This window comes from Pseudomonas sp. TH41 (assembly GCF_016650695.1).
Classification (GTDB): domain Bacteria; phylum Pseudomonadota; class Gammaproteobacteria; order Pseudomonadales; family Pseudomonadaceae; genus Aquipseudomonas.
The window spans coordinates 16,834-32,605 of the sequence record NZ_JAEKFH010000005.1 but is presented as its reverse complement, the minus strand read 5'-3'; the positions used below and the strand labels follow the sequence as shown (position 1 = coordinate 32,605).

14 protein-coding genes are annotated in these 15,772 nt (G+C 57.7%); 9 read left to right on the top strand and 5 right to left on the bottom strand.

The features are described 5' to 3' along the window. The first annotated feature begins 24 nt into the window (after positions 1-24). Positions 25-1,395: an LLM class flavin-dependent oxidoreductase gene (locus tag JFU37_RS18670; protein WP_201117227.1), complete on the top strand. Its 1,371-nt coding sequence runs from the start codon at positions 25-27 to the stop codon at positions 1,393-1,395. On the opposite strand, the gene JFU37_RS18665 is transcribed toward JFU37_RS18670, so the two are convergent. Together JFU37_RS18665 and JFU37_RS18660 are read right to left on the bottom strand one after the other, a co-directional pair. Beyond that, entirely contained in the window at positions 1,378-2,124 is a 747-nt protein-coding gene (locus tag JFU37_RS18665; protein WP_201117225.1) for a hypothetical protein, read from the bottom strand. The genes JFU37_RS18670 and JFU37_RS18665 overlap by 18 nt on opposite strands. Before the next feature lie 390 nt (positions 2,125-2,514). After that, on the bottom strand, positions 2,515-3,345 hold the full coding sequence (locus JFU37_RS18660) for an alpha/beta fold hydrolase (protein ID WP_201117223.1): 831 nt from the start codon (positions 3,343-3,345) through the stop codon (positions 2,515-2,517). Positions 3,346-3,920: 575 nt separating this feature from the next. On the opposite strand from JFU37_RS18660, the gene JFU37_RS18655 reads away from it, so the two are divergent. After that, complete coding sequence (locus JFU37_RS18655) at positions 3,921-6,818, top strand: sensor domain-containing phosphodiesterase (RefSeq protein WP_201117221.1); 2,898 nt, start codon at positions 3,921-3,923, stop codon at positions 6,816-6,818. A 76-nt stretch (positions 6,819-6,894) separates the two neighbouring features. On the opposite strand, the gene JFU37_RS18650 is transcribed toward JFU37_RS18655, so the two are convergent. Continuing rightward, positions 6,895-7,785 (bottom strand): LysR substrate-binding domain-containing protein, encoded by an 891-nt coding sequence (locus JFU37_RS18650; protein WP_242485778.1) that lies wholly within the window; start codon positions 7,783-7,785, stop codon positions 6,895-6,897. A gap of 134 nt (positions 7,786-7,919) precedes the next feature. Between JFU37_RS18650 and JFU37_RS18645 the strand changes: the two genes are divergently transcribed. Genes JFU37_RS18645 through JFU37_RS18630 form a run of 4 tightly spaced genes read left to right on the top strand, consistent with a single transcriptional unit; the run spans position 7,920 to position 10,986 of the window. Continuing rightward, positions 7,920-8,744 carry an ABC transporter substrate-binding protein gene (locus JFU37_RS18645; RefSeq protein ID WP_201117219.1) on the top strand — a complete coding sequence of 275 codons (825 nt, stop codon included), beginning with the start codon at positions 7,920-7,922 and terminating at the stop codon, positions 8,742-8,744. Between the two features lie 11 nt (positions 8,745-8,755). Continuing rightward, on the top strand, positions 8,756-9,436 hold the full coding sequence (locus JFU37_RS18640; RefSeq protein WP_201117218.1) for an amino acid ABC transporter permease: 681 nt from the start codon (positions 8,756-8,758) through the stop codon (positions 9,434-9,436). 33 nt (positions 9,437-9,469) lie between these two features. Then, positions 9,470-10,246, top strand: a complete 777-nt coding sequence (locus JFU37_RS18635; RefSeq protein ID WP_201117217.1) for an amino acid ABC transporter ATP-binding protein — start codon at positions 9,470-9,472, stop codon at positions 10,244-10,246. Between the two features lie 8 nt (positions 10,247-10,254). Beyond that, on the top strand, positions 10,255-10,986 hold the full coding sequence (locus JFU37_RS18630; RefSeq protein ID WP_201117216.1) for an MBL fold metallo-hydrolase: 732 nt from the start codon (positions 10,255-10,257) through the stop codon (positions 10,984-10,986). Between the two features lie 45 nt (positions 10,987-11,031). Here the strand turns inward: JFU37_RS18630 and JFU37_RS18625 are convergent, their stop codons facing one another. After that, entirely contained in the window at positions 11,032-11,925 is an 894-nt protein-coding gene (locus tag JFU37_RS18625) for a LysR substrate-binding domain-containing protein (protein WP_201117215.1), read from the bottom strand. Between the two features lie 118 nt (positions 11,926-12,043). On the opposite strand from JFU37_RS18625, the gene JFU37_RS18620 reads away from it, so the two are divergent. Both JFU37_RS18620 and JFU37_RS18615 read left to right on the top strand, forming a co-directional pair. Next, positions 12,044-12,718: a cysteine hydrolase family protein gene (locus tag JFU37_RS18620; protein WP_201117214.1), complete on the top strand. Its 675-nt coding sequence runs from the start codon at positions 12,044-12,046 to the stop codon at positions 12,716-12,718. Continuing rightward, positions 12,715-13,053, top strand: a complete 339-nt coding sequence (locus JFU37_RS18615; RefSeq protein WP_201117204.1) for a GYD domain-containing protein — start codon at positions 12,715-12,717, stop codon at positions 13,051-13,053. Before JFU37_RS18620 ends, JFU37_RS18615 begins: the two co-directional genes overlap by 4 nt. Before the next feature lie 21 nt (positions 13,054-13,074). Here the strand turns inward: JFU37_RS18615 and JFU37_RS18610 are convergent, their stop codons facing one another. Further along, positions 13,075-14,673 carry a winged helix-turn-helix domain-containing tetratricopeptide repeat protein gene (locus JFU37_RS18610; RefSeq protein ID WP_201117202.1) on the bottom strand — a complete coding sequence of 533 codons (1,599 nt, stop codon included), beginning with the start codon at positions 14,671-14,673 and terminating at the stop codon, positions 13,075-13,077. A 259-nt stretch (positions 14,674-14,932) separates the two neighbouring features. Here JFU37_RS18610 and JFU37_RS18605 point away from each other — a divergent pair, with 259 nt between their 5' ends. Further along, on the top strand, positions 14,933-15,694 hold the full coding sequence (locus JFU37_RS18605; RefSeq protein WP_201117200.1) for an SDR family oxidoreductase: 762 nt from the start codon (positions 14,933-14,935) through the stop codon (positions 15,692-15,694). Positions 15,695-15,772: the final 78 nt, after the last annotated feature.

Genomic DNA, 15,772 nt, shown 5'->3' with positions numbered 1-15,772 from the left:
TCACACTTTTTTCAGGGAACGGAAATGTCCGAACGCCAGCTCAACCTCAACCTGTTCATCTACCCGAACGGCCATCACGAAGCCGCCTGGCGTCACCCGCAGTCGGTGCCGGAATTTTCCATGGATATCGGCTATTACCAGCAATTGGCGCTACGCGCTGAACGCGAGAAGCTTGATGCGATTTTCTTCGCTGATTCGCCGTCACTGGCTGAAAGCGGGCGTGAAGGTCTGCGTATTCGTTTCGAACCCATTACCTGGCTGGCGGCAATTGCCGCGGTGACCCAACGCATAGGCCTGATCGCCACGGCCAGCACGACCTACAGCGAGCCCTACAATCTGGCCCGCTCGTTCAGTGCGTTGGACCACCTCAGCAAGGGCCGCGCCGGTTGGAACATCGTCACCACTTCCATGGCTGCAGCAGCCGCCAATTTTGGCCTGGACCAACATCCGTCTGCCTTTGACCGCTATGCCCAGGCCGAAGAATTCGTGCAGGTGGTCGGTGACCTGTGGGACAGCTGGGAGGACGATGCGCTGGTGCTGGACAAGACTTCCGGGGTGTTTGCCAACAGTGACAAGGTGCATTCGATCAACCACGTGGGCACTCACTACCAAGTCAAAGGCCCATTCAACTCGCCACGCTCCCCACAGGGTCGACCGGTGCAGGTGCAGGCCGGCTCTTCCGAGGATGGCCGTGATTTCGCCTCCAGGCATGCCGAAGCGATTTTCACCGCGCACCAGACCCTGCAAAGCGCGACCGAATTCGCCAACGATATCCGTACTCGGGCGCGGGCGGTGGGGCGCGACCCTCGTCAGCTGAAAATTCTCCCGGGCATAAGCCCGTACATTGGCAGCACCGAAGCCGAAGCCCAGCGCAAGTTCGACGAGCTCAACGAACTGGTGCTGCCGCACGTCTCACTAGGCCAGCTACGCCGCCTGTTGGGTGTCGACCTGTCCGGTCACGATCTGGATGCGCCATTCCCGCGCCACTTGATCAACTTCGACAGCAGCGAGAGCCAGTCCAGTCGCTTCAAGCTGATCATCGACATTGTCGACCGCGAGAAACCGACGCTGCGCCAGCTGATCAATCGCCTGGCCGGTGCTCGCGGGCATTGGGTGCCGGTAGGTACGCCGGTGCAGATTGCCGACCTGATTGAGCAGTGGTTCCGCAGTGGCGCTGCCGATGGCTTCAACGTGATGCCGCCAGCGTTCCCCGAGGGCTTTGAAGTGTTCCTCGATGAAGTGCTGCCGATTCTGCGCAAGCGTGGCCTGTTTCGCAGTGAATATGCGGGTAGTACGCTGCGCGAGCATTATGGTCTGAGTCGCCCGGTTTCGCGTTTTGCCCTGAAGTCCGGACCCTCGGAAAGATCCATCGTTGCGTTAGAAGACCAAGCCTAATTTTAGGCCATATTCATCCCTGGTTTGTTTGTCGAGGTCGGTCACTGCAAATTGACCATCCAGGTCATATTTGAAGCGGTTGTAGTATAGGGATGCTATGACCGGAATCGACCCTTGTTGATTAAACAGAAAACTCAGCTCGGCAAAAGGGTTGTTGTTATCTTTTAAATCAAGACTCTCGCTGTTGATTCCATGGAGCTTTAGCTGAGAATCACCATTTATGACCCTTCGAATGCCCGCTTCAAAACGCAGTGTTGCGGTGTTGAACCGATAATTGTAGCCCGCAGCGATTTTGGCGAAAGAAGTGCGGCTGGTGAGGTCAATGTCGTACTTGTTAGACTCCGGTTGAAATTGATTCCATTTGTATCCTCCGCCCAGCAATAGATCTATTGAGTTGCGCGCATTCAACTCAGTCCGCCAGCCAAGATCCAGGTCGGCTTGGCCATCCTTTACTCTCTGGTTCTGTTTTTCAGAGTACTGCCCACTTATTTCTGCCTGATAGACAAAGCCGGTTTGAGCCGTCATTTTGTTGCCAAAGTTGAGAAATAATCCTCCTTCCGGCATGTGTTCGGTGTTCGAGCTTCTGTGACCTGTGAATTCGAGAACGCTATAGCTTCCCAGCAAGCCAAAGGTAAAAACCGGATCTGTAGGAGGTGCAGCGCTAGAAATTGTTGGGAGGGTTCCCGCGAGAAGGGTGGTGAAAACAGCAGTAAGATTGGTCCTTTGCATAAGAACTCCATCAGTACGCTACGGGTCTCGGATAGACCGACACTCATGACGATAGCTGTTTTTTTAATGTTAGATCGCTATCACCCCTCGATGAATCAGTGGATACATCAAGTCGTCCGTTTTATAGGTGGTCCGCGTGGTTCGTTCGGCGAAGGGCCAATGACCGGCAACGAGTCGGGCAGGGAGGGGCGGAAGCCGAGCCATTTGCGCGCAACCGGTACAACCTGGGCTTTGATGAGCTTAGGGCGAGCCTGTCGTAGGCGCATGGTCCACTCAGATGAGGCTTTGCTCTCGTTTCAACGCGCAGTAAAAAGGAATGCTTCCAGAGACGCCGGAGCGTCTCTGGCGAGCAATGAGAATTTAAAGTCATCTGTAAAGTCAGATAGATGCTCAACCGAGAATGAATGCCAACAAATCGGCGTTGATCTGATCCGCATTGGTAGTCGGCATACCGTGAGGAAAGCCCGGGTACGTCTTGAGAGTGGAGTGCTTCAATAGTTTGGCCGACAGCGGCGCAGAGTCGGCAAACGGCACAATCTGATCATCCTCTCCATGCATGACCAGTGTTGGCACCTGAATCGCCTTCAGATCTTCGGTGAAGTCGGTCTCGGAAAACGCTTTGATGCAGTCGTAATGAGCTTTGGCACCGCCCATCATTCCTTGACGCCACCAGTTGTCGATGACGCCTTGTGACACCTTGGCCCCGGGTCGATTGAAACCGTAGAACGGCCCCGACGGTACGTCCACGTAAAACTGCGCGCGGCTGGCGACCAATGCCGAACGGAACCCGTCGAACACTTCCAGCGGTAAACCGCCGGGGTTCTTATCCGACTTAACCATGATGGGGGGAACCGCGCTGATCAGTACGGCCTTGGCAACGCGTCCCGGTTTGGCTCGAGCGGCGTAGCGCGCTACTTCACCACCACCGGTCGAATGGCCAACATGGATCGCACCCTTAAGGTCGAGCGCATCGGTCAGCTCGATGACGTCAGCGGTATAGGTGTCCATTTCGTTGCCCTCCCAGGTTTGGGTCGAGCGCCCGTGACCGCGGCGGTCGTGCGCGATCACCCGGTAGCCTTTGAGCAAGAAAAACATCATCTGGTTGTCCCAGTCGTCCGCGCTCAATGGCCAGCCGTGGTGAAACACGATGGGCGTCGCGTCTTTCGGACCCCAATCCTTGTAGAAAATCTTTGTGCCGTCTTTGGTCGTAATTGAGTTCATGGCGTGTATCCCCGCGTGATCTGGTTTGTGATGTGTTGCAGAGTGCTTATTGGCGGCCTGCGTCAACTCGGAAAAGCTGGAAAGCGTTACCAACAAACGTGCGGCCATTACTGCTGAACTTGTCCATATGGCCCGACGCTGGAGATTTATCTCGCGACGCGCGCTCTGACTTGTCCATGCTCATCAAGCGCGACCATTGCATCGGAGTGATTGGAAGCGACACATAAATGGTCGCCCGTCTCCAACGGTGTTGAGATAGAGAATGCTTTTATCTTTATTTAACGCCAGCCTGTTTGCGCCAAAAAGGCAGGTGGCTTGGTGGGACAACCCACGCTGCCAGATCAGTGTAGGCTGCAGATTAAATAACGTTGCCGGCGTGCCGATAGCTTCGTTGCGGTCGCGTCATTTGGGGCTATCGAACACAGCACTGTAGAAAGGGTTGTCCGTCCCATAGCTGGCACTAAAGGGAATAAAACGATTGAAAAACACATCTATAAGCTTTAAATGAGAAGATCGCTGGCATATTGCTAGCAAACAATAAGTGAGTACCGCCGTTTTTGGCTCAGGGAGCGCTGATGAGTTTTCGCCCATTGACCGACTCTCCGCGGCAATCGAAAGACTGCGACGTGGCCGCATCTCAACTGAAAGGGAACTCGGAAAAAGTCGGCATGGCATACGCTGGCAACGAGGAAACGATCGAGCAATTGCTGGACTCAGCGCGCAACTGGGCCCATACCACTGCATGGGTGGTTTACCGCGCCGGTGAACAAATGCATTTGGTCGGGCAGGGCGACCCACGGGTGCAATGGCCATCAAGCGTGGCAAATGAAGAGTTCGAAGCTTTTTGCACGACCTGGCGTTTGCACCGCTGGCCTACCGGTAGAGGCGAAAGCGTGCTGGGTTGGCTACTCGCACCCGTCAACGATGCAGCGCAAACAGCGCTCGCCGAGTTTGCCCTGCGCTTGGGCATTCAGCTACAGACCAATACCCTGGCCCGTGCGCAGATAACTCAGCGAGTGCTGTATGAAATTACCTACCTGGCCAGTTCGACCCGTGACCGGTCAGTGTTTCTGGTGGGGGTTCACCGGCTGCTGGCTAGCCTGATCGACGCCGAGAACTTCTATCTCGCGCTGTATGACCCGCACACAGGCAAGATTGACTACCCGTATTACGTCGACATTATCGACGTTGATGCCCTGGAGTCCGAAAACTACGAATACCTTGACCCTTCGCACCTGTCGTTAACCGGCCAGGTGTTGACCACTGGCCAGCCGTTGCTGATCGACGCCGCCGGCATTCGCGCGGCTCAGGCCGAGGGCCGTTTCTACTGCGTGGGTGATCGTCCTGAGTTCTGGATGGGCGCACCGCTGAAAAATGCCTCGGATGAAGTGTTTGGCATGCTTGCCATGCAGGTCTACGACGTTTCTCGTACCTACAGCGCTGAAGACCGCGCGCTGTTTCTGGTGGTGGTCCGCCACGTGGCCATGGCGCTGGACCGGATTCTGCACCGCGAGGACTTGGAAGAGACGGTGATGCGGCGCACCCTGGAGCTTTCGGCACTCAACGACGCATTGAGGCAGGAAGTGGCAGACCGAGAGCGCGCCGAACATCTGCAGAGCGCGCTGTTCCAGATTGCTGAACTGTCGAGCCAGCCTGGCGACATGACTGAGTTGTTTAAAACCTTGCATGGGATCGTCGGTGATCTGCTGTTCGCCCAGAACTTCTACATCGCGCTGTTCGACGACGCGATCAGTGAAGTGACCTTTCCGTATTATGTCGATGAGCGGCAGAAGACCCGCCCAGTAGCACGGAGTGGGAGCCGGGGCTTGACTGAGTACGTTATCCGTCAGCGTCGACCTTGCCTGATTGACGCCGACGAGGCGGCCCGATTGTCTGCGCACGGTGAAATCGAGATTGCCTGTGAGGCGGTCCGATCCCACTCCTGGCTGGGCATTCCGTTGTTTGATGGCGATGTGGTGCGTGGCGTACTTGCGGTGCAAAGCTATACCTCGCAGGTGCGGTATACCCTGCGTGACCAGGAGCTGCTGACGTTCGTGTCGCGTCACATTGACACAGCGCTGTCGCGACGCACGGCTGCCGAAGCGATCCATGCCGCCAACCTCAAGCTGGAAGCCCGAGTGCAGAACCGCACCCGCGAGCTCGATCACGCCAATGCCAAGTTGCAACACGAAAACTCCCACGACGCGCTGACCGGGCTACCGAATCGTACCTACCTGCAACAGCGCCTCAATCTGGCCTGGTCGCGGTTCGGCAGCGAAGGCGGGCACCTGGCGGTGATGTTCATCGACCTCGACCGTTTCAAGATGGTCAATGACAGCCTCGGTCACCATTTTGGCGACCTGCTGTTGATGCAGGCCGCCCACCGTTTACGCGGTTGTCTGCGCGACACCGACATGCTGGCGCGCCTGGGCGGTGATGAGTTTTCGGTGCTCGCTCCCGAGGCACCGCTGGACGTGGTGATCGAAATCGCCGAACGGATTCTGCTGGCGTTTGATCGGCCGTTTTTCATCAATGGCCATGAAGTTTTTTCGTCCTGCAGTATCGGTATTGTCAGCGCCGACAGTCAGTTCCATCACGAGCCAGCCGACTTGCTGCGCGATGCCGATGCGGCGATGTACCGGGTCAAAAGTGCCGGGCGCGACAGCTACGCGGTGTTCAACCAGGAAGTGCGCCGTGAAGTCTCGGACCAGGTTGAGCGTGAAGGGGCCTTGCGCAATGCGCTCAAACGTACCGACGAACTGCTGCCGTATTTCCAGCCGATTGTCAGCGTTGAAAGCGGCGAACTGTTAGCCCTTGAAGCGCTGATCCGCTGGCATCAGCCGGGCGGTCGGGTGATCGCGCCGGGCGAGTTTTTGCCGGATGTCGAGGGTTTGCGCCTGATCGGTCGACTGGACCTGTACATGCTCACCAGCATTGCAGTGATCCTCGCACAACCCCAGCACGCCAATTGGCCGCCGGTGCACGTCAATTGCTCCAGCTACAGCATGACGCGTCCGGACTTCGCCAGTGATGTGCTTGCACTGTTGGCGCAGCACCGGGTCTCGCCGTCGCGGATCTGCCTGGAGTTGACCGAAGGTGCGCTGGTAGCTGAGCCGGCGATTGCCCGACTGACCATGCAGCAATTGGCCGACAACGGCATGTCGGTGGTGCTCGATGACTTCGGTGCAGGGTTTTCATCCCTGAGCTATGTGCATCAATACCGTTTCAGCGGCTTGAAGATTGATAAGTCGTTCATCCTCGAACTGACCACCAGTTCCCGCAGTCGCGCGATCGTCCGGGCGATTGTGCGGATGGCCGAATCGCTGGACCTGAGTGTGGTGGCTGAAGGTGTCGAGGATGAAGCGACACTGGACTTGCTGCGCGAAATGGGCGCTGGGCAGGCCCAGGGTTATTACTTTGCCAAGCCGTTGGGGTTGCAGGCGTTGTTGGCGAGTTCGCTGGTCAGTCGCTAGGGTTTGTTGACGTTTCGAGACCGAGGCGGTCCGGCCAGTGATCATTCTGATGCCCTCGGCAAAAGCCGTGCAGGCATCAGCTTGTTTTCGTAATCAACCACTCGATGAAGCTGTTCACTTCCTCACGATCGCGATTGCCTTCGCTGCAAACGCAGTAATAGTTTTGCAAGGCAGGCACGGCCAGGGCCAGCGGTTGTACCAGGCGCCCCTCGTCCAAGTCGCGGGCGGACACCACCTCATCGCTGAGTGCCACGCCGTAACCATCGCGGGCTGCTTGCAGGACCATGCCGAAGTCATCGAAGTAAATATCGGAATCACCTGGCAGGACGCTGCGTGCCTCGGACAGCCAGCGCCGCCATTGCGCGCCATCATCTTCATGCAGCAAGCGATAGTGGGCCAGGTCGGCAACGTTGCGAATGGCCTTGGGGCCGCGCAATAGCTGAGGGCTGCACACCGGCGTCATGCGGATTCCGTGCAGCAATCGCCAGAAGAAGCCAGGCCAGGGTGGAACGCCATAGATCACGGCCAGATCGGCGCGCCGCCAGTCGATTTTGTTGAAATGGCTCGAGCTGATCACGTTCAGTTTGATGTGTTGGTTTTCTTCCATGAAGGCGAACAGTTTAGTGGCGAGCCAGGTCACGCCATGCACGCTTGGAATGGACAAGGTCAGTTCGATTTTCTGTCGTTCGCCCTGTTGAGCACTTGATAGCTCTCGTACGCCTTCGGCAATTTCGCCCATCGCTCTCGCTACCCGTCGTTGCAGCAGCCGGCCATTGTCCGTCAGGGCCAACTGTCGGCCGCGCTTTTCAAACAGTTCGATACCCAGACCGTTTTGCAGACTGCGCAACTGTTGACTGATCGCGCCAGTCGTCACGTGTAGCTCCACTGCGGCGGCGGCAATGTTGCCCAGTCTTGCGACACTTTCGAACACCCGAAAACTATGGAGCGGAGGAAGAACCAAGGGCATACCTATACTGTAGTTTTTCTAAACTATAACCATGGAAAAAGTTTAGCTTGTTTGGTCGCTTGGCGACCAGCAACATTCCCGCACCAACACTGAATACTTCCTCCAAACCACCAACAATAAATCGGAGAAACGTCATGAAGTACGTAGCGGGAGCAATTTTTCTGAGCCTGGGGCTTGCCAGTTGCATGGCTGGCGCGGCCGACATTGCCAGCATGAAACCCTCGTTCATCCAGGGCGATACGCTCAAGGTCTGTACTGCCGGCGAGTTTCCTCCGATGGAGTTCTACGCCAAGCCTGGTGACACTCAGATGGTCGGCTTCGAAGTTGATGTGATGAATGCACTGGCCAGACACTGGGGAGTGGCTACCCAGTTGGTGGTGGGCGATTTCAAAGGTTTGTTACCGTCGCTCGACTCAAAACGTTGTGACCTGGTTGCCAGCGGCATGACGATTACTACCGATCGCCTGAAGCGCTACGACGGCGTCGGCTACTTCAAGTCCGCCAAGGTTATGGTGACGTCGACACGGGATGAGCACACGCGAACTCCGGAAGATCTGAGCGGTAAGGTTATCGCCATCGAAGCCGGCACCACCTATGAGGGCACGGTGACCGCTCTCAACAAACAGCTGGTAGAAAATGGCCGCCAGCCCATCAGCATGCAGACTTATCCGTCGGCTTCTGCGGTCATTCAGCAGGTGCTGGTGGGGCGCGCGGCAGCCACTATCACCCAGGATACGACCGCAGCCTATCGCAGCAGCCAACTGCCCGGACAATTACAAATTACCTACACCTATCCCGACGCGGAGCTCTTTGGGCTTTACCTGCGCAAGGACGCTGCCGATCTACAGGCACTCAAGGGGGCACTGGGTGCTTTGCAGCAGAGCGGTGAACTCAAGGCCCTGCTCACCAAATGGAATCTGCCGGCCATGTCGACAGACGTCCAACTGGCCCAGCAGTAAGGATGAGCGTCATGGTGTTTGATTCTTCGCTGTTCCTGGATGCTGTATTCGGCTGGCCTCTTGCCAAAGGGGCACTGCTGACCATGGTGTTGTCGTTTGGTGTCATGGCGCTGTCGATGGGTGTATCGCTATTCACCGGCTCCTTTTCGACGTCGCCACGGCGCGGAATCCGCTGGTCGATGGCAGGTTATGTCTGGCTGTTTCGCGGTGCGCCGGCGTTGCTGGTTTTACTGTTTATCTGGAATGGATTACCGCAACTGTTCCCGAGTTTTCGAGGCGGCTGGTTCACGCCCTTCCTGGCCGCATTCATTGCCCTGACGCTGATTCAGATTGCCTACCTGACCGAGATATTCCGCAGCGCTTTCGCTGCCGTGGGTAGCGGCCAGCGTGAAGGGGCAGCGGCATTGGGCCTGCACCGCTGGCAAGTGTTCATGCTGGTGGTTTTGCCGCAAGCCCTTCGCGTTGCGCTACCCGCCTTGGTCAACGAGTTCATCTCACTGCTCAAGGCGACTTCTTTGGCGACCATCATCTCCCTGAATGAACTGATGACCACCACCCAGTTTGCGATCGCCACCAGCTTCCAGTTCCTGGAGTGGTACAGCGCTGCGCTGGTCTATTACATGGTGCTGGTGTCGGTATTGACGGGACTTCAGATGCGTGTCGAGCGCGTTCTTTCCAGTGGTTACCGCTAAGGGCCGCTACGGGGCAATACAGGAGACACACTCATGAAACTGTCCATTGAAATACCAGCCGAACCTGCCGAGGCCCGGCCTACAGCGGTGCAAATCCGCGGTCTTGGCAAGTGGTACGGTGCTTTTCAAGTACTCAAAAATATTGATCTGGATGTCCATCAGGGCGAGCGTGTGGTGATCTGCGGGCCGTCCGGCTCCGGCAAGTCGAGCCTGATCCGCTGCATCAATCGGCTGGAGGAACATCAGGAAGGACGCATAGTGGTCGACGGCGTGGAACTGACCGGCCAACTCAAGCGCATCGACCGGGTCAGGAGTGAGGTGGGTATGGTGTTCCAGCACTTCAATCTGTTCCCCCACCTCACCATTCTCGAGAACTGCACCCTGGCCCCACGTTGGGTGCGAAAGATGTCTCGTCGGGAAGCTGACGAGCTGGCGATGCATTACCTGGAGCGCGTGCGTATACCCGACAAAGCCCACTGTTACCCCGCGAAATTATCCGGTGGCCAGCAGCAGCGCGTCGCTATCGCACGAGCCTTGTGCATGAACCCGCGGGTTATGCTGTTCGACGAGCCGACCTCGGCCCTAGACCCTGAAATGATCAAAGAGGTGCTCGACACCATGGTTCAACTGGCTGAAGAGGGGATGACCATGGTGTGCGTGACTCACGAGATGGGATTCGCTCGCAAGGTCGCTGACAAAGTCATCTTCATGGACGCAGGGCAGATCGTCGAATACGGCACGCCGGAGCAAATATTTACCCAACCGAGTCATGAGCGAACCCAGCGCTTTCTTGGCCAATTACTGCATTGAGGTGTCGCATGGGGGATGACTGGTATGAAAGACAGCAGGTGGGCAAGGACCTCACCTGTTTGAGTGAGCCTCATGTGCATCGCTACTTTGCGGCCAACTTCTTTCACCTGCGAGGGAGGGATGCCGATCTGGTGATCGATTTTGGCATGGGCTTGCGTCCGTTACGGCCGTGTCTCGACTTGGAAGTGAACAAGCCGGTTATCGCGGTAGCAACTCATATACATGCCGATCATGTCGGCGGTTTCCATGAGTTCGAAACCCGCCTTGGGCATGCCGCCGAGGAGGCGGCTTTCGCCCGGATGGCGGATCAAGACACGCTGGCCGACGTATTCCGCGGTTTGTCCGGTGCGGTGTCGCAAGCACCGTGCCTGAGCTGGTCGCCTGAACACCATCATATAAGGCCAGCCCCTTTGACTCAGACCGTGGACGAGGGGGACGTTATCGACTTGGGGGACAAGCGGCTGCGGGTACTTCATTTGCCGGGCCACTCCCACGGTTCTATCGGTCTGCTCGACGAGGAGGCCGGCCTACTGTTCAGTGGTGATGTTATCTATGTCGGCGGATTGGTCGATGACCTTCCGTGTTCCGATCGGGCCCTCTACCGCCACACCATGCAACGGTTGATCGATATGGAGGTGAATTGCGTTTACGGTGGGCATGGCCCGGCCATGTCGGCAACGCAGATGAAAGAAATTGCCAGGCAATATCTACAGGGCACCTCGGCCAAGGCGACGATCTAATCGGGTGGGTCGTAGCCGATCAGGCAGCCCCGGTGTCAGCTTTCTCTAGCTTTTTTTCAGGTATCCCTGGAGATATTCGGCGAGCGCCGTGGTGAGTTCGGCGGCACTGCTTTCTACCTTCCACACGAGAAAGTAAGCGTTGGTTGCCTCTAACGTCGTTGCGAATGGCCGAACCAGACTGCCCTCGGCCAAGTGAGCTTGCGTGACCACGTCAGAGAGCAAGGCAATGCCTTTCCCCTGGACAGCTGCCGCTATCGCATGGGCAGCGGAAGGTACTTTTACCCGGATGTTGTCGGAGAGCTTTACCCGTGCAGCCAGTGACCATCTGCTCCACTGTTCGCCACCATCTTCATGCAAAAGCGCGAAGCCATGGAGCTTGCGATCCCGGCTGTACAAATCCATTCGACCGAGCAGGGTGGGGGAGCACACCGCGCAGAGCCGGACTTCACTGAGCAGCTCCCAGCGCCTGCCGGGGAATGGCGGCTGGTCGTAGACGACGGCAATATCATTGGAGTGCCAATCTACTTCTGCACAGTTAACAGCCTGGTTAATCGACAGGTTGGTCATATTGCGGCTGATCGCAAATTCGACAATCGCGGCAGTCAGCCAAGCGATGCCGATAGAGGGCGGAAGTGATATCGACAGTGAGCGCTCCTTAGGCTCGCCTTCCCGCTCAACCGCAACTCGTACCAAGTCTGCCAAGGTGCCTAGGGCTTCCGAGACAGACTGATAAAACTCATGCCCGGTTTCAGTCAGTGTCACATTCCTGCCAGCACGCGCGAATAGCTGGACGCCAGTGATTGCGCTCAGTTTCTTTAGCTGCAATGAGATCGCGCTTGGGCTGAGATGGAGTTCGTCTGCGGCACCGCGCAGCGTGCCGAGCCTGGATACCGCTTCGAAGGCCCGCAGGTAGGGAAGAAACGCCAGTTTGTTGGTCACTGAAAAGGCTCTGCGCAGGTAGCAATTGATTAGCTAAAGAAAACAATAATGTGCAGGATTAATCGCTTTAACTCACGATACCTGATTGCTAGGCTGGATTGAAACCTTGGAGGACACCATGATTACTGCTCAGCCTTTCAATTATCCCTACGACGGCAAATTGGTGCCTGCGGCAACGGCATTGCTGGTGATTGATCTTCAGGAGGACTTCCTGTCCAACACGGGCTATTTCGCTAGAAGCGGATACGATCCGACGCCTTTAAGGGCAATTCTCCCCACGGTAAACCAGTTGATCCGAAAGGCCCGATCAGTGGGCATACAGGTCATTCACACACGGCAGGGTTATCGGGGGGACCTGGCTGACATGACGCCCTACGAAAAATGGCGACGGCGACAGGCCGGGCTAGAAGGGACTGACGTGTTACTACGCTCCAGTCCGGGCTTTCAATTGGTAGCCGAACTGGATGTGGGGGGCGATGACATCATCGTTGACAAAACCTGCAACAGTGCCTTCACCTACACCGAGCTTGAACACATTCTGCGTGCGCGAGGCATTACCCATTTGCTATTCAGCGGCTGCACAACCGATGTCTGTGTGCACACGACCTTGCGAGAAGCGTGTGATCGCAACTTCCAGTGCCTGACTATTTCTGACGCTTGTGCCAGCGGTGACCAGTACGCCCACGATGCCGCGTTGCACATGGTGACTGTGGAGAACGGAATTTTCGGCGCACTCACTGATGCTGCCGCCGTGCTGGAAGGACTGGCTCGACTCGATGGACAGACGCTATGAAGTGCTCAGACCCGCTCACCGATGAGGGTGTTTCGCAATGCTATATATCGCTGATGAAGCTCACGCCCAAAGGCTTGGCCGAGCTACATGACAGCCCATCGCGGCGGGCAATGAGTGAGCGTCGTGTAGCCGAGCGAGGAGGGCGTTCTCTGGCATTTTACGCAACCCTTGGGGAGTACGACTTTGTCCAGGTATTCGAGATGCCCAATAATCAGGCAATGATGCAGTACGTGCTCACCGCACGCCGCGATGGCTATGTCGAGCCCCTGGTGCTTCCGGCGTTCAGTCATGAAGACTTTGACCGAATCCTGGCGAGCCTGGCCGTCCTGGCTTGATCGGATGGAACCGCTCCACGGTCACTCAGGCAACCCGGCCAACCGCAGTCCATCGACGAAGCGCGCGAAATCCTCGGGCCGTTGGATCGGCAGCCAGTCTTTCAGGTTGGAGAGGCGCAACGAGGGATCCAGCTCGCGTAGTCGCTGCATCGCCAACCTCGCTTTATCCATTCGTCCGCTGAGGGCATGACTGGCCGCCACCAGGGCCACCGGGGGCAGGAAACTGGGCAGGTTGCCCAACCCCTTTTCCGCCCAGTCCGTCGCGAGATCGAAGCGCCCGGCGAAGAAATGCGCGAGCGCCATTCCGACCTGCATCCTGAACATTTCCGGATCCAGCGGACTCAAGCGAACGGCATGGCTCAGATGCTCGATGGCGGCGTCCGTTTCACCGCGCAGTGCGCGCAGGATACCGCCCAGGAACCAGGCAGGGGCGAGGTTGGGATTAAGCAGGCGTGCCCTGTCGAGCAAGGCAATGCCGCCGTCAACATCACCGGCGAGATGACTTAATGCATGTCCACCTCGCGTCAACGCGACCGCATCATCCCGGCCAAGCGTCACCGCCAAACGCGCAAGCCGTATGCCCTCAGCGATCTCTTGCGTCTGATCGCTCATCCAGCCATTCAGCTTGCGCCAGAAGTGACACCAGGCCGCCATGCCATAGGCCGATGCATATTCCGGATCGAGATCGATAGCCTTGTAGAACAATGGCAGCGCCTGGTCGAGGGCTTCACGGGTGCCGTTGTGCAGTTTTTCCATTGCGCGCAGATAGTAGTCGTAGGCGTCCAGGCTTTCCGTCGGTTTGCGTTTGGCGCGTTCGATTTCTGCCCGTTCGAGTTGCGGCGCAATGGCACCGACGACGCTTTCGGTGATTTGATCCTGCAGCTCGAAGATGTCGTTGAGCGCGCCTTCGAAGCGCTCCGCCCAGATATGCGTCCCGCCCGTCGCGTCGATGAGCTGCCCGGTGATGCGTACCTTGTTCCCAGACTTGCGCACACTGCCTTCCAGCACGTAGCGAACGCCCAGCTCCTGGCTGACGCCCTTGGCGTCCACCGTCCGCCCCTTGTAGGTGAAGCTCGAATTGCGCGCGATGACGAACAGCCAGCGGATACGCGACAAGGCAGCGATGATGTCTTCCACGATGCCGTCAGCGAAATAGTCCTGCTCCGGATCGCCGCTCAAGTTTTGGAAGGGCAAGACGGTAATCGAGGGTTTGTCCGGGAGGACGAGCGACGAGGAGGGCATTCCCTTCGAGTCTGCGGGCGAGCGTTTGTAAATGACAGGCCGGTCAGTCTGCTGCGCTTCGCCGATCCCGCCGACCTTGATCTGGCCGACGAAGCGGTAACCCTTGCGGGCGACGGTGCGCACCAGGCGCTGTTCCTCACCGGTATCGCCAATGGCCTTGCGCACCGCATTGATGTGGCTGGTGATCGTCGACTCCGAGACGATCCGGCCGTTCCACACCGCCTTGAGCAGGTCGTCTTTGCTGACGACGCGATCGGGGTTGTTGACGAACAGCAGTAATAGATCGAAAACCTGCGGCCCGACGGCCACGACGTGCCCGCGCAAGGTGAGTTCCCGACGCTCCTCATCGAGCAGGTAGTCTTCAAACACGAATGGCAAAGTGAGGTTCTCCTGGCGAAGCGCCCTCAACTCCGTGTCCCAGGCGACTGACGATTAGTATTTGAAATTGATGATACGGCAGCGCTAAACCCGCCGCACCGTCCGCGGCAGAGACGACGCCGGACTGCGGCGTCTTTGGACGTAAAACCAAGCTTTCGTGGAGGGAAACCCACAGCAGGCACAAGGACTTCGTTCACCCGCGCAGGCAATCTCCCCTTACACCGACGCAATGGTTGCAGTCGACACGTGGAGAAAGCCCATGAAAATCGTCGTCATCGGAGGCTCAGGCCTCATTGGATCGAAACTTGTGAAGAACCTCCGCGAGCGCGGCCATGACGTGCTCGCAGCCAGCCCCAGCACGGGCGTAAACAGCATCACCCGCGAGGGCCTGGCCCAGGCGATGGATGGTGCTGACATCGTCATCGACGTGGCGAACGCTCCGTCGTGGGAGGACCAGGCCGTCCTCGAGTTTTTCGAAACGTCGAGCCGTAACCTGCTGGCCGCCGAAGCGGCCGCCGGGGTTCGCCATCACGTTGCCCTGTCGATTGTCGGGAGCGAACGGCTTCCCGAGAACGGCTATTTCCGGGCCAAGGTCGCACAGGAAAACCTGATCAAGGCATCCGGCATTCCTTACTCCATTTTGCGTGCCACGCAGTTCTTCGAATTTGTCGGCGGCATTGCCCATTCGTTTACCGTCGGCGAAGAGCTTTGCGTTTCGCCAGCGCTGATCCAGCCGTTGGCGTCCGATGACGTGGTGGCGGCGCTCACCGACGTCGTGCTGGCAGCGCCGGTCAATGGCACGGTCGAAGTGGCGGGGCCCGAGGCCATGCCGCTCGACGAGCTGATCAGGCGCTTTCTGCGGGCCACTCAGGATACTCGCCGGGTCGTACCGGACGTACACGCGCGCTACTACGGCGCCGTGCTTGACGATCAATCGCTGACACCCGGCAAGAACCCGCGCCTGGGTGTGATCCGTTTCGAAGACTGGCTCAGTCAGTCAATGGCCGAAGCGGGCCGCTGAGTCCTCCAGGGACATCTCAGGAAGGCGTCGCCCCGGTAATGGGGCGCGCCGTCATAACACCTAACCACGAAGGAGTAT